Origin of the sequence: Pseudophaeobacter sp. 1A16562 (assembly GCF_041008785.1) — a bacterium.
Taxonomy (GTDB): Bacteria; Pseudomonadota; Alphaproteobacteria; order Rhodobacterales; family Rhodobacteraceae; genus Phycobacter; species Phycobacter gallaeciensis_A.
In genome coordinates this window covers 97,643-114,092 of the sequence record NZ_JAXGFT010000008.1, presented here as the reverse complement: position 1 = coordinate 114,092, position 16,450 = coordinate 97,643, and the positions used below count along the sequence as shown (strand labels likewise).

At 62.0% G+C, this 16,450-nt stretch carries 20 protein-coding genes; 10 read left to right on the top strand and 10 right to left on the bottom strand.

The annotated features are described in order from the left end of the window. Window positions 1-191 precede the first annotated feature (191 nt). The 4 genes from SM764_RS12870 to SM764_RS12855 are packed head-to-tail and all read left to right on the top strand — an operon-like array spanning window position 192 to window position 4,876. Window positions 192-851 carry an ABC transporter ATP-binding protein gene (locus SM764_RS12870; RefSeq protein ID WP_065272948.1) on the top strand — a complete coding sequence of 220 codons (660 nt, stop codon included), beginning with the start codon at window positions 192-194 and terminating at the stop codon, window positions 849-851. Further along, a complete protein-coding gene (locus tag SM764_RS12865; protein WP_368948258.1) occupies window positions 829-2,523 on the top strand; it encodes a KpsE/RkpR family capsule polysaccharide export protein in 1,695 nt (564 codons plus the stop codon). The genes SM764_RS12870 and SM764_RS12865 overlap by 23 nt, the downstream gene beginning before the upstream one ends. Window positions 2,524-2,527: 4 nt before the next feature. Further along, a complete protein-coding gene (kdsA, locus tag SM764_RS12860; RefSeq protein WP_368948257.1) occupies window positions 2,528-3,361 on the top strand; it encodes a 3-deoxy-8-phosphooctulonate synthase in 834 nt (277 codons plus the stop codon). Between the two features lie 18 nt (window positions 3,362-3,379). Next, window positions 3,380-4,876, top strand: coding sequence for a phosphomannomutase/phosphoglucomutase (locus SM764_RS12855; RefSeq protein WP_369001960.1), 1,497 nt, complete (start codon window positions 3,380-3,382; stop codon window positions 4,874-4,876). Between the two features lie 117 nt (window positions 4,877-4,993). On the opposite strand, the gene SM764_RS12850 is transcribed toward SM764_RS12855, so the two are convergent. The 6 genes from SM764_RS12850 to SM764_RS12825 form a co-directional block, all read right to left on the bottom strand. Further along, a complete protein-coding gene (locus SM764_RS12850; RefSeq protein ID WP_369001959.1) occupies window positions 4,994-6,925 on the bottom strand; it encodes an AsmA family protein in 1,932 nt (643 codons plus the stop codon). Window positions 6,926-7,114: 189 nt separating this feature from the next. Continuing rightward, window positions 7,115-8,527 carry a 30S ribosomal protein S12 methylthiotransferase RimO gene (gene rimO, locus SM764_RS12845; RefSeq protein WP_369001958.1) on the bottom strand — a complete coding sequence of 471 codons (1,413 nt, stop codon included), beginning with the start codon at window positions 8,525-8,527 and terminating at the stop codon, window positions 7,115-7,117. A 196-nt stretch (window positions 8,528-8,723) separates the two neighbouring features. Then, on the bottom strand, window positions 8,724-8,996 hold the full coding sequence (locus tag SM764_RS12840) for a DUF6455 family protein (protein WP_369001957.1): 273 nt from the start codon (window positions 8,994-8,996) through the stop codon (window positions 8,724-8,726). A gap of 28 nt (window positions 8,997-9,024) precedes the next feature. Beyond that, complete coding sequence (locus tag SM764_RS12835) at window positions 9,025-9,309, bottom strand: DUF6455 family protein (RefSeq protein ID WP_369001956.1); 285 nt, start codon at window positions 9,307-9,309, stop codon at window positions 9,025-9,027. 87 nt (window positions 9,310-9,396) lie between these two features. After that, window positions 9,397-9,777 (bottom strand): YigZ family protein, encoded by a 381-nt coding sequence (locus tag SM764_RS12830; RefSeq protein ID WP_368998551.1) that lies wholly within the window; start codon window positions 9,775-9,777, stop codon window positions 9,397-9,399. A gap of 2 nt (window positions 9,778-9,779) precedes the next feature. Continuing rightward, a complete protein-coding gene (locus tag SM764_RS12825) occupies window positions 9,780-10,514 on the bottom strand; it encodes a M48 family metalloprotease (RefSeq protein WP_369001955.1) in 735 nt (244 codons plus the stop codon). A gap of 173 nt (window positions 10,515-10,687) precedes the next feature. On the opposite strand from SM764_RS12825, the gene SM764_RS12820 reads away from it, so the two are divergent. Beyond that, window positions 10,688-10,954 (top strand): DUF8831 family protein, encoded by a 267-nt coding sequence (locus SM764_RS12820; protein WP_065272939.1) that lies wholly within the window; start codon window positions 10,688-10,690, stop codon window positions 10,952-10,954. Here SM764_RS12820 and SM764_RS12815 read toward each other — a convergent pair. After that, window positions 10,949-11,227 (bottom strand): DUF167 domain-containing protein, encoded by a 279-nt coding sequence (locus SM764_RS12815; RefSeq protein WP_065272938.1) that lies wholly within the window; start codon window positions 11,225-11,227, stop codon window positions 10,949-10,951. The two genes, SM764_RS12820 and SM764_RS12815, sit on opposite strands and share 6 nt — an antisense overlap. A 189-nt stretch (window positions 11,228-11,416) precedes the next feature. Here SM764_RS12815 and SM764_RS12810 point away from each other — a divergent pair, with 189 nt between their 5' ends. From SM764_RS12810 to SM764_RS12800, 3 genes are all read left to right on the top strand, one after another. Then, window positions 11,417-11,851, top strand: coding sequence for a hypothetical protein (locus SM764_RS12810; protein ID WP_065272937.1), 435 nt, complete (start codon window positions 11,417-11,419; stop codon window positions 11,849-11,851). 97 nt (window positions 11,852-11,948) lie between these two features. Next, on the top strand, window positions 11,949-12,527 hold the full coding sequence (locus tag SM764_RS12805; protein WP_369001954.1) for a nitroreductase family protein: 579 nt from the start codon (window positions 11,949-11,951) through the stop codon (window positions 12,525-12,527). After that, on the top strand, window positions 12,524-13,216 hold the full coding sequence (locus tag SM764_RS12800) for an EI24 domain-containing protein (protein ID WP_369001953.1): 693 nt from the start codon (window positions 12,524-12,526) through the stop codon (window positions 13,214-13,216). Before SM764_RS12805 ends, SM764_RS12800 begins: the two co-directional genes overlap by 4 nt. A gap of 58 nt (window positions 13,217-13,274) precedes the next feature. Here SM764_RS12800 and SM764_RS12795 read toward each other — a convergent pair whose 3' ends face one another. Both SM764_RS12795 and mce read right to left on the bottom strand, forming a co-directional pair. Further along, complete coding sequence (locus tag SM764_RS12795; RefSeq protein ID WP_369001952.1) at window positions 13,275-13,550, bottom strand: DUF1467 family protein; 276 nt, start codon at window positions 13,548-13,550, stop codon at window positions 13,275-13,277. A 56-nt stretch (window positions 13,551-13,606) separates the two neighbouring features. Next, entirely contained in the window at window positions 13,607-14,011 is a 405-nt protein-coding gene (mce, locus tag SM764_RS12790; RefSeq protein ID WP_065272933.1) for a methylmalonyl-CoA epimerase, read from the bottom strand. A 231-nt stretch (window positions 14,012-14,242) separates the two neighbouring features. Here mce and SM764_RS12785 point away from each other — a divergent pair, with 231 nt between their 5' ends. Together SM764_RS12785 and SM764_RS12780 are read left to right on the top strand one after the other, a co-directional pair. Continuing rightward, window positions 14,243-14,962 (top strand): response regulator, encoded by a 720-nt coding sequence (locus SM764_RS12785; protein ID WP_369001951.1) that lies wholly within the window; start codon window positions 14,243-14,245, stop codon window positions 14,960-14,962. A gap of 1 nt (window position 14,963) precedes the next feature. Further along, complete coding sequence (locus SM764_RS12780; RefSeq protein ID WP_368948247.1) at window positions 14,964-15,104, top strand: hypothetical protein; 141 nt, start codon at window positions 14,964-14,966, stop codon at window positions 15,102-15,104. Window positions 15,105-15,203: 99 nt separating this feature from the next. On the opposite strand, the gene SM764_RS12775 is transcribed toward SM764_RS12780, so the two are convergent. After that, entirely contained in the window at window positions 15,204-16,436 is a 1,233-nt protein-coding gene (locus SM764_RS12775; RefSeq protein ID WP_369001950.1) for a DUF1501 domain-containing protein, read from the bottom strand. Between the last annotated feature and the right edge of the window lie 14 nt (window positions 16,437-16,450).

Sequence of the window (16,450 nt, the reverse complement as noted above, 5' to 3'; positions counted from 1 at the left end):
GTTCAGAATTTATGTCACAATTTGACATAACAAAGCCCGATTTCACGCGTAGGACGTTAATATAATTCAGGTAACCAAACCTGATCAAATCGCCGCGATCAGAACCGTGGCACAGTGCAGCGGTCCTTTTTAAGGGCCATCCGAGGCAAGAGGCCGGACAACGGACCAGACAGGCAAGACCGGAACAAGCCATGCTTGAGTTTGAAAATGTCAGCAAGTCCTTCTGGACCGGCACCCAGCGCAAGGTGATCCTTGACCGGGTGTCTTTTCGCGTGGAGCTGGGCAAATCCATGGGCATCCTGGCCCCGAACGGCACCGGCAAGACCACTCTGATCAACATGATGGCGGGCCTTGAGAAACCGGACGAGGGCGAAATCCGGCGAGGCTGCAAAATTTCCTTTCCGCTGGGGTTCATGGGCGGCGTCATCAACCGCCTGTCCGGCATGGAAAACAGCCGTTACATCGCCAAACTCTATGGGCTGGACCCGGATTATGTCGAAGCCTACTGCCGCTGGCTTTGCGGGCTTGGCGAATACTTCGACCAACCCCTTGGCACCTATTCCTCGGGCATGCGGGCACGGTTCAGTTTTTCGCTGATGCTGGCGCTGGATTTCGATATCTATCTGATCGACGAAGGCATGCCCAGCACGACCGATGTGGAATTCAACCGCAAGGCCGGCTCGATCCTGCAGGAACGCCTGCAGACGACCACCATCGTGATCGTGTCCCACCAGCCTAAAACGCTGGAAAAATTCGCCCGCTCCGCAGCCGTTCTGATGGACGGGCAATTGCATATGTTTGAAACCTTGGAAGAGGCAAAGCAGCTCTATGACTACCAAACCCAAGGCTAAGAAATTCCGCATCCGCCGCACATCTAGCGGCGCCGCCGCTGCCGCTGCAGCGCGCCCTGTCGAGGCGCCAGGCCCCGACAACAGCGCCAAAGCCGCAGGAGCAACAACGCAGGCTAGCGCGTCTGAGGTCAAATCCACTCAGGCCACGGCTTCAGCAGGGCAAAAAGACGCGAAACCCAGCGCCGCGACCGGGCAGGCAATGTCCGGCCAGGTCAGCAGCGCGCGTGAGACCAAGACCTCCACGGATATCGACGAGATCCGCCGTGAAGGGCTGACCGGCCGTCAGCTGCGCATGGCACGGCGCGTGGCGCAGCAGCACAATCTGCCGGTTACCTCGGATTTCGAAGCCGTCCGCCTGCTCCGCCTGAAAGGGATTGATCCCTTCAAGCGTTCCAACATGCTGGAACTGGTGGTCCCACAGAACAAGGCCCGGCCAGAGGGCGCTCCGGACCCCGGCGCGATCCAGCTGCCGCAGACCGTGCCCGCCGCCAAGACGACCCTACCCTCGACCGAGCTGAGCCCGGCAGAGCGTCGCAACAAAGAAATCCAGGAAATCCAGCGCGATATCGCCAAGCGGCGGCGGCGCAAGCTGTGGCTGCTCTTGGGGCGGCTCAGCTTTTTCGTGATGCTGCCGACGCTGATCACCGGATACTATTTCTATGCCGTGGCAACGCCGATGTATTCGGCCAAGTCCGAATTTCTGGTGCTCAAGGCCGACAGCGCCGGGTCGATGAGCGGTCTGCTGTCGGGCACGCAATTTGCCACCAGCCAGGATTCCACTGCGGTACAAAGCTTCCTGCAATCCAAGGAAGCCATGCTGCGGCTGGATGAAGAAGTCGGCTTCAAGGCGCATTTCACCCAGGACTGGATCGACCCGATCCAACGTCTGGACCCAGCCGCAAGCAACGAACAGGCTTACAAGATCTACTCGCGCAACGTCAAAATCGGCTATGATCCGACCGAGGGCGTGATCCGGATGGAAGTCACCGCGGCTGATCCGGTGGTCTCTGCGGAATTCTCGGACCGGCTGATCTCCTATGCGCAGGAAAAGGTAAACCACCTGTCCGAACAGAAACGATCCGATCAGGTGGGCGAGGCAGAGGCCGCGCTCGAACTGGCGGAGACGAAACGCCGTCAGGCTCAGGAACATCTGGTGCGGCTGCAGCAAAAAGGCGCGGTTCTGGATCCCGAAGGCGTGATCCTGTCACTGCGCTCGCAGATCTCCACCTTTGAGGTCCAGCTGCAGGAGAAGGAGCTGGAACTGGCCGCCCTGATGGACAACACCCGCCCCAACCAGGCCAAGGTGGCCGGTGCAGAGGCTGATATCTCCCGTCTGGAGGCGTTGATTCAGCGGCTCAACGACCGGATGACCGATGCCGCTGCTGGCGAAAACTCGCTCGCCAGCCTCAGCGTGCAGATCCAGATGGCTCAGGCTGATCTCGCAACCCGCGATCTGATGCTGCAATCGGCTTTGCAGCAAGTGGAAACCACCCGCATGGAGGCCAACCGTCAGGTCCGTTACCTGACCACTGCGGTTGAGCCGGTTCCAAGCGAGGAACCCTCCTATCCGCGCAAGTTCGAAAATACGATTTTGGCTTTCCTGATCTTTTCCGGTATTTACCTGATGTGCTCGCTTACAGCATCCATTCTCCGGGAACAGGTATCCTCTTAACGCTATGAAACACATCAAAATCGCCGGGCTGACGATCGGCAATGACTGTCCCCTGACAGTGATTGCCGGCCCCTGCCAGCTGGAAACCGCCGACCACGCCCGCATGATTGCAGGCAAAATGAAAGAGGCCTGCGCGGCCGCCGGGGCGCAATATGTGTTCAAGGCCTCCTACGACAAGGCCAACCGGACCTCTTTGTCCGGCAAGCGCGGCCTTGGTCTTGACGAGGGCCTCAAGGTTCTCAGCGATATCCGCCGTGAATTCGACGTGCCCGTGCTGACCGATGTGCACACCGAGGAACAATGCGCCGTAGCCGCCGAAGCCGTGGATATCCTGCAGATCCCCGCCTTCCTGTGTCGTCAGACCGATATGCTGCTGGCAGCCGGCAAGACCGGCAAGGCGGTCAACATCAAGAAGGGGCAGTTTCTGGCGCCCTGGGACATGGCCAATGTGGTGGCCAAGGTGGAAAGCACCGGAAATGAGAACATCCTGCTGACTGAACGGGGCGCCTCCTTTGGCTACAACGCGCTGGTGGCGGATATGCGCTCGCTACCGATCATGGCGCAGACCGGCTATCCCGTGGTGATGGATGCCACCCATGCGGTGCAGCAACCCGGTGGACAGGGCGGCTCTACGGGGGGCAAGCGTGAATTCGCCCCTGTCATGGCCCGGGCTGCCGTTTCCCTAGGCATCGGTGCGGTTTTCATCGAGACCCACGAAGATCCCGATAGCGCCCCCTCGGATGGCCCCAATATGATCTATCTCGACCAGATGCCGAAACTGATCGAGACGTTGATGGCCTTTGACCAGCTCGCCAAGGCAAACCCGATTTCGATTTGATGCCCGAAAGTGAATTTAATGACTAAACCGATCTCCCCCGTCACCCCGAACACCTGGTCCTTCCTGCGCGATCCGATGATCACGCCGACCGGTTTTCGCGAATATGACGCCCGCTGGAAATACCCCGAGGAAATCAACCTGCCCGGCATGACGGCCCTTGGCCTTGGCCTTGGCACCCAGATCCACAAACGCGGGATTGAGCCGGTGATCGCGGTCGGCAACGATTACCGCGACTATTCGCTGGCGATCAAGCAGGCGCTGATCCTAGGCCTGATGCAGGCCGGCATCCGCGTCAAGGACATCGGCCCGGCGGTCTCTCCCATGGCCTATTTCGCGCAGTTCCATCTGGATGTGCCTGCCGTCGCCATGGTCACCGCCAGCCACAACCCGAACGGCTGGACCGGCGTCAAGATGGGCTTTGAGCGCCCGCTGACCCACGGCCCGGATGAAATGGCCGAGCTGCGTGATATCGTCCTCAATGGCGAAGGCGTGGCCCGCGATGGCGGCTCGTATGAATTCGTCGATGGCGTCAAGGAAGCCTACCTTGATGATCTGGTCGGCGACTTCAAGATGACCCGCAAGCTGAAGGTGGTCTGCGCCACCGGCAACGGCACCGCGTCGGCCTTTGCCCCAGAGCTGTTCGAGCGGATCGGCGTCGAGGTGGTCCCCAGCCACAACGATCTGGACTACACCTTCCCCAACTACAACCCCAACCCCGAAGCCATGGAAATGCTGCACGACATGTCGGACAGCGTCAAAGCCTCGGGGGCGGATTTCGCGCTTGGATTTGATGGCGATGGCGACCGCTGCGGCGTGGTGGATGACGAAGGCGAAGAGATCTTTGCCGACAAGGTTGGCGTCATCATGGCGCGGGACCTCAGCAAGATCTATCCGAACGCGACCTTTGTCGCTGATGTGAAATCCACTGGCCTTTTTGCCTCGGACCCCGAGCTGCAGAAAAACGGCGTCAAAGCCGATTACTGGAAGACTGGCCACAGCCACATGAAACGGCGCGTGAAGGAAATCGGCGCCTTGGCGGGGTTTGAAAAATCCGGTCATTACTTCCTCGCCGAACCGGTGGGTCGCGGCTATGACTGCGGCATGCGCGTGGCGGTCGAGATCTGCAAACTGATGGACCGCAACCCGGACATGAAGATGTCGGATCTCCGCAAGGCGCTGCCCAAGACCTGGTCGACCCCGACCATGTCCCCCTATTGCGCCGATACCGAGAAATACGACGTATTGGAGCGCCTTGTTGCCAAGCTGGTGGCCAAGGCTGAGGCTGGCGAAAAAATCGCAGGCCGCGCCATCAAAGAAGTCGTCACCGTCAATGGCGCCCGCGTGATCCTGGACAATGGATCCTGGGGGCTGGTGCGCGCCTCCTCCAACACGCCGAACCTGGTGGTGGTTTGCGAAAGCAGCGACAACGAAGAAGAGCTGCGCGCGATCTTTGCCGATATCGATGCGGTGATCCGCACCGAACCGCTGGTCGGGGACTACGATCAGACGATCTGACCAAGTTGTTGACTGACTGAAGGTCTTTTGCCCGGGCCATGGCCCGGGCGACCGCCGCGCCCAGCTTTGGTGGGCGCGGCTTTTTGATTTCTGCACAAGAGCGCCTTCCGGCCAGGCTCAGTTACCCTGCAACAGCCGCAGCAGCTGGTCCTTGGCTTCCTGCTCAATCCGGTCCTTGATCACCTCGTTCAGGTCCTGCTCCGGCGCGATCTCGGTCTCCAGCTCCTCGCTCAGCTTTTCGCGCACGCGGTCCTTGGCTTCCTGCTCGATCTCGTCGATCTGCGGCTGCAGGGCGGATTTCAGATCGGGCCGGATCTTTGGCGCGCTCCACGGTCCGGTGATAGCAACCGGGATCGACAGCCCGGCGCCGCCATCCGCTCCCTGCAGTGTGGGCGTGAAACGGTAATCCAGATCCCGCGCGCCCAGACCGATCCGGCCTGCACCTTCGGCCCTGAGCCCCTTGATGATGACCAATAGATCGTTGTTCTGCAGGTTGCCGTTTGCGATCGTGTAGCTGCCAGTCAACTGTTCAAACACCGTGCTGCCGCCATTGCCCGAGCCGGAGCGCATCAGGTCCTCAAGGTCGAAACCGGTGAAAAAGCCTTTGCCTGCCTCCAACCAGCCCTTGCCGTTGAGCGAGCGCATGATCGCATCCACCGAATTGCCAACGCCCAGGTATTCGATCTCCCCCAGCGCGGCGCCATGCAAGCGGTCATAGCCCGCCGTCTGCCCAAGCGCCTGTTCCAGCTGGATATCGTTGAAGGACAGCTTGCCGCCCACCGACAGGCCGTTGCGGTTGTTGGCCACGACCTGCCCGGTCACCTGCCCGCCGAACATGGTGGCAGGCTGGGCCTTCAGCACCGCGCGGGCGCGGTCCAAACTGAATGTCAGCTTGCTTTCGCCAAGGTTATACCCCGCCGCCGACAGGCTCTGGAAGGTCAGGACAGCGGTGCCGTTGAAGGCTGACAGGGCCGAGGCATCAATCTGCTCCTTGGGCCAACCATCGGGCGCAATGCCCGCGCCCGATCCACTGCTCTCGACGGGCGAGTCCAGCCCCGGAAAGGACAGCGCACCAGCCGACAGCTGCGCCGTCACCTCTGGCACATCCGCCATGACAAGATCCGCAGCCCCCTGCAGGGTGTTGCCATCCAGATCCAGTGACAGATCGCGCAGCGCCAGACGCCCATCCGGCGTATAGGTGGCATCGGCGCCGACCACAGCAGCCTGCCCCAGCCCCTTGGGGAGAGAGACCTCACCACCGCCCAGCGCCGCGATGAAACCGGCGCTATCCGTGGTTTTCAGCGTCACCCGCCCCGATCCTGCCCCATCGATCCCGGCCCGGCCGTCGAACATCAGCACGCCGCCGGGCCCGCTGACAGTCCCCCCGACCGAAGACACCCGCCCGGTGAGGAATTCCGCAAATGTGCCGATCTCTGCCTTCACCTGAACCGGCGCCTCGACCGGGCGCAACGTCATCTCCATATCCACGGTACCGCCGGGATCCGGCCAGCTGAGCGCCAGATCGATGGCCTTCATCTCAACTCGTGTGCCGCCATGCGGCGCATAGCGCAGCGAGGCCCCGGTCAGCGTCAGCTTTTCGATCTGAACCGCCAGATCACTGCCCTCCTGCGGGGTCGCATCAGTCTCCGCACCCGGGGTCCCCTCGGGCGACATCACCCAGTTCCCGGTACCATCGGCCCGGGTCGACAGGTTCAGATGTGGCAGCAAGGCGGTGACTTCGGTCACCCGCACCTTGCCGCGCAACAGATCGGCGGGGGCGATCCCGATGGACATCCGCGCCGCGCGCAGCATCGGCTCGGGCCCCGCCCAATCGGCATTCGACAGCGTCACGCCTTCGGTTCTGACCCCCAGCACCGGCCAGAGGCTGAAGCCCACCTCGCCCTGAAACTCCAGCTTGCGACCGGTCTGCGCCTCCAGCTGCTGCGCCGCCAGCGCCGCGACTTTCTCTCCCGGCAGCATGAAGACCAGCCCGATCAACACGGCAAGCGTCAGCAAGATTGCCGAAAGAACCCGAATGATCAGCCGCATAGCACCCTCCGCTACCTGTTTGCCCCGAGGATACAGTGCGCCCCGCAGGGCGCAATAGTCGGTTGGCCCGGACTATGTCGCGGACAGACTTCACCATTGCCGCATCGGAAATTTCATCAGCGGACAGCCCCCGGCACAAGCCACGGAGCCTATTGAACCAAGAACCAGCCTTCAGATGTGAGCGGACGCTTACCCGTCAGCGACCAGTGCCCCCCAAAGGTCGTACTCCCCAGCCTCATCCACCTCGACGGTGACCAGATCGCCGACGTTCAGCCCCTCGGTGCCCTCGTCGATGAACAGGTTGCCGTCGATCTCCGGCGCGTCGGCCTTGGTGCGGCAGGTGGCGATGCCGTCTTCGTCGATGTCGTCCACGATGACTTGCATGGTCTGGCCGACCTTGGCCGCCAGCTTGGCCTCGGAAATCGCCTGCGCCTTTTCCATGAAGCGTTCCCAGCGCTCCTGCTTCACCTCTTCGGGCACGTGATCCGGCAGATCGTTGGAGCGCGCGCCGTCGACGTTTTCGTATTTGAAACAGCCAACCCGGTCGAGCTGCGCCTCATCCATCCAGTCAAGAAGATGCTGGAACTCCGCCTCCGTCTCCCCCGGGTAGCCGACGATGAAAGTGGAGCGCAGGGTGATCTCCGGGCAGATCTCGCGCCAGGCGCGGATTTCGTCCAGCGTTTTCGCTGCCGCCGCGGGGCGCGCCATCCGCTTCAGCACATCCGGGTGGGCATGCTGGAACGGAATATCAAGATAGGGCAGCAGCGCGTTGTCCGTGTCCGCCATCAGCGGGATCAGCTCGCGCACATGCGGATATGGGTAGACATAGTGCAGCCGCACCCAAAGGTCCGATGCGGGCGTCAGCTCTCCCAATGCTCGGGAAAGATCGGTGATATGGCTGCGGATCTCGCCCTCTTTCCAGGGGTTCACATCGTACTTGCGATCCAGCCCATAGGCCGAGGTATCCTGACTGATCACCAGAAGCTCGCGCACGCCTGCGTCCACCAGCTTCTCCGCCTCGCGCAGCACCGCATGTGCAGGACGCGAAGCCAACCGTCCGCGCATGTCGGGGATGATGCAGAACTTGCACTTGTGATTGCAGCCTTCCGAGATCTTCAGATAGCTGAAGTGCCGGGGTGTCAGGCTGACGCCGGTAGCAGGCAACAGATCCACAAAGGGATCGGGCGCAGGCGGCACCGCGGCGTGTACGGCATCCAGCACCTGCTCGTACTGATGCGGGCCAGTGACGGCCAGAATGCGCGGGTGATGTTCGCGGATATAGTCCGGCTCGGCGCCAAGGCAGCCGGTGACGATGACCTTGCCGTTCTCCTTCAGCGCTTCGCCGATGGCGTCCAGACTTTCGGCCTTGGCACTGTCGAGGAACCCGCAGGTATTGACGATCACCGCATCGGCGCCCGCGTAATCGGCAGAGACACCGTATCCTTCGGCGCGCAGCCGGGTCAGGATGCGCTCACTATCCACCAACGCCTTGGGGCAGCCGAGCGACACCATGCCAAGGGTCGGCTGGTCTTTACGCGGGGCATCACCGAACTGGGCTTTCGGGGCGAGGTCGGGGCGGAGGTCTGGCGGATTGCTGGTCATGGCTGCGCATATAATACGCGCGTGTGGCTTTGGGAATGGATGTTTTCAGAGGCAGCCTGATCGCCGCGCAGCGGCGCCGGACCCAAGGCTGCCAGTGGGGCCTGGCGCAGCCAGGGCACGCGCGGGCGCGGGAGAGCCGCCTCTTTGGCACCCGCCAGAGAATGCCCGCAGGTATTTTTCAGCCTTGTTTGCGGCCTCAGGCCTCTGCCTTTTCCTTTTCGGCCCGCAGGCGCAACAGAACCTTGGCATTCTTGCAGCAACCGGGTGCCTCTTCGGCGCTCTCATAGGTCGCAAGCCAGCGCTCGCAGGTCTCGATCCCTTCGCAGGCCCGGCAGCGGTTGACCATATCCGCCCAGTCCTCAGAACTGATGCGCCCGGCCTCAAAGGCCGCGACCAGATCAGCCTCGGTGGTTTTGCCCATCAAGCCCAGAAGCCTCAGGTGATACAGGGCGTCCCCCAATAGATGCATGTCTTGACCCTCCCCAAAGGCTGCCAGGTCAAGCGACCGGTTCGCGCAGATATCCCAGCAGATCGCGGTTGCGGCAGTAGTCCGGAGTATCCGCCGCGACGTCCGCACGCGCAGGCGATTGCAACCATTTCTGGCAGGTCTCGGGATGGGCGCAGCGGGTGCAGCGCAATACCGCTTCGGCGATTTCATCGAAATTGAGCCGCCCGGCGATGGCCTCTTCCTGAAGGTCCAGCCCAACCGCCTGCCCCATTTCATCAAAAAGGGCCGCGTGCGTCTTCAGTCTGTCTCTGTCCTTGATCCCGCAATCATCCATCGCGCGTTCTCCCGGCTGCGTGTCACGCCAGAAAATACCACAGGCCCGTCCCCGGACCTTGATGCAGGTCAATCGCGTGATGCGGGCCTAGGCGGGGTTCAGATAGGCGCGCACCGCGTCCTGCACCCGGCGAAAGCGGTCGCCGCCCAGTTTCTTGCCGCCATACCAGCGGGTGACGATGATCAGGTGATCCTGCAGCCCTTCCCGCTCCATCATCCGCAGGATCACCATTCCGGCGCCGCTCTCTCCGTCGTCGGCCTTGAGCGCGCCCGTCGGCAGCATCGCCGCCCAGGTGTTATGGGTGGCCTTGGCATAGGCGCGGTCGGTTTTCAGTGCTGCCAGCACTGCGTCGACCTCGGCGCGCGATGTCACCCGGGCGCCAGTCACCGCATAGCGTGACCCCCGGTCGGTCAGCACCACGCCTAGCTTTTTCATCTCGGGGGCTGCATCTGCACGATTGTCAGCCATGATCAGTTCAGCCCGTAGCGGGTGATGGTCTGCTGCACCACGCGCACCCGGTCCGGATTGGCCGGATGGCTGCCAAGGAATTTGTCGCCGGGGTCCGGCAGGCGATAGAAGAACTGCACGCCAACGCTGGGCCGGTATCCGGCCTGGTGGGTGATGATGGTACCGAGTTGATCGGCCTCCAGTTCGAATTCCTTGGAATATCCGCGCGCACCGACGATGGCGCCCAGATCCTGTGCGTTGGAGATATCCGCCGCACTGCCTCCGGCAAGGGTGGCAAGCCCGGCCAGCAACACCGAACCCGCCACCGCATTCTGCTGCTGGCGCGCCAGATGCGCGCGGATATGGTGCGCAGCCTCGTGCGACATGACAAAGGCCAGCTCATCCGCGTTGGCGATCTGCCCCAGCATAGAGCGGGTGAAGGTGATTACCGGGCGGCCGGACTGCGACAGGCTCTGGTAGGCATTCGGCGGCGCTTTGGCGTCGGGATCGATCCGGATCAGATAGTCGCAATTCATACCACTGGTCTGCGTCCGGCAGGTGCGTTCGGCCACCGGTTCAACCCGGCTGGCGACGGTGGCAAAGGTTGCCCGAGCTTCGGCTGGCGAAAGGCCAGACACCCGCGCCCCGGATGTTGCCGGAGCAACCGCTCCGCCACTGGGCGGCGGGGCACCGGGAACGCCGCAGGCGCTCAAAACACTGAGTGCGCAAAGCGAGACTGTTTTCAGAATGGAGCGCATCGGCCTGTCCTTGACGTCATCGCCCGATCATAGGCCGGGACCCAACCGAGGTTCAATCGCAGACAGCCGGATTTTCCAGCCACTCTTGCAGCCGTCAGCGGAGGTTCGCGTCACATTTCTGTTGCGCGCGCAAACACTTGCCAATCACAGCACCAAGGTGGCAACATCGGGATATGTTTACCATCGAACACGAATTCGACTCGACCGTCGTTACCCTGGTGGATGAGGGCGAGCGCCCTTTGCTGGAAGATGTGACTATCAACGCCTTTGCGGAATGCGTGACTGTGGAGCAATTCGATCCTCGCACCGACAGGGTAGAGAAGATCACCCTCTCCTACAGCCAGCTGCGCGATCTGGCCGCTGCGCTGGACCTGCCCGAAGGCGTTTATCGCCTGGTTCCGGATGAGGCCACGCCGCAGGATCCCGCATCTGGTTCATGAGCCGCGATAGACGAAAACCTTGTCCCGTGATGTGGCGCCCCGGCGCAGCTCCAGAGCAGAGGGCGCAACCCCCATGGCCCGGGCCAGTAAATCCGCGACTGCGGCATTGGCCTTGCCGTTTTCCGGCGCCACGGTGACCGAGACCTTCAGCCCGGCCTCGGTCCGGGTGATCGCGTTGCGCGCCGCCTTTGGCGTGGCCCGCACCTGGATCTCCAGCCCCGCAACGGCCAGGTCCGCAAGGTCCGGTAGATCTTTCTTCTTTGGTTTTCCCATGTCGATTTGATGCCCTGCCGCCCCTCAAAACACCAGCACCAATTGCAATGCTGCAACGGTCCGAAACAAGCTGCTGTACAGCAGGTCAGGATCGCTTCAAAATACGTGAGGTTAAGTTACGCGGTTCGCACCGCCTGAGATGTGTTTGGTTGGGCCTGCGCGGCTCCTGTGTATTCGGTGTTACCTCCTATGGACAAAAAATCGATCATTCTTGATTTCCTGAATGCCGCCCTCGGAGATCCCGGTGACTTCGATTTGGGTCGGTATTTCACCGAGGAGGCGACCTTTTGCGGACCTGTCACCGGAGGCCAGATCATTCCAATGATGGAATGGGTCGAATTCAAACTCGTTGTACAGGGCCTTGTCGGACCGTCTTCCTTTGAGGTTATGAATGCGATCGAACAGGACGACTGGATCTCGATGCGCATTCGCATTTCAGCCAAGTGCCTTTCGACCGCGGAAATGATTGTCGCCTACGATTGTCTCATGGCGCGGTTTGAAGGGGACCGGATTGCTGAATACATCGGTCACATGGATTACTTCACCTTCTTCCAGGACCTTGGCTTGATCCCGCCCGGCTCGTTGCATGCCTGCCTCAGCGGCCAGCGCATGGTCTGGGAATAATTGCTGCCGCACCGCGCGCCGCGATAATCACCGAACCGCCCCTTGAAAAACACGCGCCAGCCAGCATATAAAACCTTGATGTAAAAAGGTTTCACATATGCCAGAACAGAATGCTGCCGCCCTTGATTTCCTTCTGAACCGCCGCTCCCGCCCCGCGAAGACGTTGGTCGCACCGGTCCCCAGCCGGGACGAGTTGCAGGTTCTGCTGACCGCCGCCGCCCGCACGCCCGATCACGGCAAGCTGGAGCCCTGGCGCTTCATCGTCATCGAAAGATCCGCCATGGCACGGCTTGCAGAGCTAACCACAGCCGCAGGTGAGCGGCTGGGAAAATCGCCCGAGGATATCGCCAAGGGGCGCAGCCAGTTCGAGCTTGGCCAACTGGCCGTCGCGGTGATTGAGGTGCAGACCGACAGCCCCAAGATCCCGGCCATCGAACAAACCTATTCCGCGGGCGCTGTCTGCCTTGCGCTGCTCAATGCGGCGCTGGCGGCAGGATGGGGGGCGAATTGGCTCTCTGGCTGGGTCAGCCACGACCGCCAATTCTGCGAAGAGGCCCTGTCGCTGGCGCCGCACGAACGCATCGCCGGCTTCATCCATATTGCCACCGAAGGTACCAAGCCGCCGGAACGCCCGCGCCCGGATCTGGAGCGCATCACCAGCTGGATCGACGCATGATCTTTGACGCTTTTTTCAAGACTCTGGCCCAGACCGGCGATCCGCGCTTTCGCAGGGTTCTGTTTTTGGGTGTCGGACTGACCTTTGCGCTACTGATCGCAATATATGTGCTTTTCTTCTTTCTGGTGCAGTGGCTGGTCGGCCCGCAGGTCACCCTGCCCCTGTTCGGGGAGGTGACGTGGCTGGACGATATCCTGACCTTCGGGTCGATCCTTCTGATGATGGGGCTGTCGGTCTTTCTGATGGTCCCGGTCGCCTCGGCCATCACTTCGATGTTTCTGGATCAGGTGGCACAGGCGGTTGAGGACAAGCATTTCCCTCAGCTCCCCCCTGCCTCTGATCCAACGATCGTGGAGGCGCTGCGCGACACGGTCAATTTCCTTGGCGTGCTGATCGCCGCGAACCTGTTGGCGCTGGTGCTTTATCTGATGTTCCCGCCCATCGCGATGTTCATTTTCTGGGGGCTGAACGGGTTCTTTCTGGGCCGGGAATACTTCACCCTGGCCGCCGCCAGACGCATCGGAATGCCCGAGGCCCGCAAGATGCGGCGCAAGCACATGGGAACCATTTGGATCGCAGGCACGTTGATGGCGATGCCACTGTCGGTGCCGCTGGTGAACCTGGTGATCCCGATCCTGGGCGCGGCCACCTTCACCCATATTTTCCACAGCCTGTGGCGCAGGGCCTGACGGCGAACAGATCAACGGTCCGGGGGCATCCCCCCGGGCCGCGTTTTCTCAAGAGGCGCTATTTTGGATCGGGCAGCCGGTCGAACCAGTCGAAATCATTCACGCTGATCACTCCGGATAGGATTATTCCTGCCACGATGGCCCAGATCACGAAGGCCGCGATGGTGGTGATCATCGCCTTTTGCTTCAGATAATGGTTTTCGGGGGCGCCAGCATGGGTGCCGGGCACGATCTCCCCCTTGTCACCTTGTGTCTCAAGCCGGATCGGAATGACGATCAGGAAGGTCATGAACCAGATCACCGCATAAAGCACCAGTCCCGATGTAATTCCCATAGCGCACCTTTATTGTATATCCGCGCGCCGACGTCCGGCGCTGGCCTCAGGTAGCCTCAAACCTGCTCCAGTTCCACCAGGCAACCGTTGAAATCTTTGGGGTGCAGGAAAAGAACCGGCTTGCCATGGGCACCGATCTTCGGCTCGCCAGAGCCCAGAACCCGCGCACCCTGCGCCTTCAGGTGATCCCGCGCAGCCAGGATATCCTCAACCTCGTAGCAGACGTGGTGAATGCCACCAGCGGGGTTCTTTTCCAGGAAGCCATTGATGGGCGAGTCATCCCCCAGCGGGTAAAGCAGCTCAATCTTGGTGTTGGGCAGCTCGATGAAGACAACTGTGACACCATGATCGGGCTCATCCTGCGGTGCGCCGACCTTGGCGCCCAACGCATCACGGTACTGAGCCGAGGCCGCCTCAAGGTCGGGCACGGCAATCGCGACATGGTTCAAACGACCGATCATGATGTGTATTCTCCTCTCAAATCCTGTTCGACTTCCTTATGCTGAGACCAGCCAATGGGGGCAAGTGCGCCAATGCGCACGGCGCGCGCTACCGGGCGGCTGCGGAGAACACCGGGCAACCGCAGGCAATCATGGAGAAAACCCGCAGCCTTGGCATCTCCTGCATCGCGTTAACCTCTAATTAGCCTCAAATCCATAGCGTCAGTCAGTATCCCGCAAGGAGTATGAGTAATGGACGATTCGGAACTGTTTGCAGCCGCCCACCGTCTCCCGACGAAACGGCGCCCTCTTCTTGGTCTGACCATTCTGGTGGTCGAGGACAGTCGCTTTGCCTGCGAAGCGCTGCGCCTGCTCTGTTTGCGCAGCGGCGCCCGTATCCGGCGCGCCGATTGCCTGAAATCCGCCCGCCGACACCTGAAGGAATACCGCCCTTCCGTCGTGATTGCCGATGTGGGGCTACCGGATGGCTCCGGCACGGAACTGATCGCCGAGATCAATCAGGGATCACCGCGGGTTTCCGTCATCCTTGGCATTTCCGGCGACGAAAGCCTTCAAGAAGAGACGCTCAAGGCTGGCGCCGACGGCTTCCTCGCCAAGCCGATCACCTCGCTGGCGGCATTCCAGCATGCGATCCTGTCGCGCCTGCCCGCCGACCGGCAGCCCGCCAGCCTGCAGGACCTGTCGGATGAAACCATCGAGCCGGATTTCCTCGCCTTTCAGGACGATATGGCCCATGCGGCAGATGTTCTGAACGAAGACCACGAAGGCAACACGCTGGACTATCTGACGCAGTTCATTGGCGGTGTTGCACGCAGTGCAGGCGACAAGCCGCTCGCCAATGCCGCGGCAAGCCTTGCCCAGGCCCGCATGGCTGGCCGCCCCATTGGCCCGGATACAGCAATGCTGGCGGGAATGGTGCAGGAACGTCTCGAACGGAAAATCGCGATCTGACATGCTCGAAGTTATTCTGATCGGCTCGGCCACGCTGGCCATCGTGCTCTATCTGCAGGCGCGCCAGGCCGCCCGCGAAATCCGCCAGAACCGCGATCGCAGCACGCGGGAACAGATGGTTATCTACCGCCACGAGCATTGACCTCTGCCCGGCGAAACAGGCCCCGGACCCCGGGGCCGCTATCGCCGCCTGAAGCGGTTCTATCCTTTTGACCCGACCAGCGCGGCGCACCCTTCAGGGTCACCGCAGCAGGCCAAGATCATCCTCCATCCGCAGCCCCGGAAACACGGTTTGCTCCAAATCGGCCACCCCTACCCCGGTCAGGCCGCGCAGGATCCAGGCCGCGGGTGCACGCACGTCCGCCGTCGGCATCAGGTCACGCCGGTCATAGAGCGCGGCCTCCTCCAGCCCCGGCCAGCGCCCGTAGATCCGGCCGCCGCGGATCGCCCCTCCCGCCAGCAGCATCGCGCCACCGGTTCCGTGATCGGTGCCACCGGTGCCGTTCTCCCGCGCTGTGCGACCAAATTCCGTCATCGCGACCACCGCCGTCTTGTCCCAGACATCGGCGCCGACGCCGGCCTTTAACTCCAGCACGGTGTCGGACAACCGGCCCAGCGCCGATTTCAACGCCCTGTCCTGCCGGTTGTGGGTATCCCACCCATTGATCGAAAAGGCCGCAATGCGAGTGTCGGCGCGCAATTGCTGCGCCGCATAGGCCGCGATCTTCAGATGTGCCTCGCCCCGGGTCGGTACCGGCATGGTCATACCACCCGCCATGCCCATCTGCCCGCCCTGCATGTCCTCCTCGCCAGACAGCGGCAGCCCCGGCGCCTCGCGTGACAAGTCCAGCGCCTCGGACAAGGCGCCGTGAAACAGCGCATCATCCTCCATCAGCAGCCCGGCCAGACGTTCGGCCTGCGGGCTCATCATCAGAGCGGCATCCGGAGACCAGTCCGCCACAGGCGCCGAACCATTCAGAAGCTTCATCTCCCCCTGCCCCAGGGCAAAAGCGGTGCGCGCCTCGATCCCGCTTTGCTGCTGCAACAAGCGGTTCAGCCAGCCATCGCGCGCCTGTTCCAGCCCCGGCGTACCCGCCTCCAGCAGGTCCTGACCGTCGAAATGGCTGCGCTTGTCCCGGTAAGGTGTCGAAACCGCGTGAACAAAGGCCAACTCCTCGGACCGCCACAGCGGCATCAGCGGCGACAGGGCCGGATGCAGGGCAAAGAACCCATCCAAGTCCAAACCTCCATGGTCCGGGCCGCCGCGCAGTTTCTGCCGCAGAGCGGCATAGGCAGGATCGCCATAGGGCTGCACCACGTCCAGCGCGTCCATGCCGCCGCGCAGGATGATCACCACCAGCCGCCGGTCCCAGGGGGCCGAGGCAAAGCTGACCGGCGTCAGCAGCGGGCTGGCGGCCAGCGAACAGCCAAGCGCAGCGCCGCGTGCAAGGAAGCTTCTCCGGGAATGTCTCATGATCAATCCTCCTG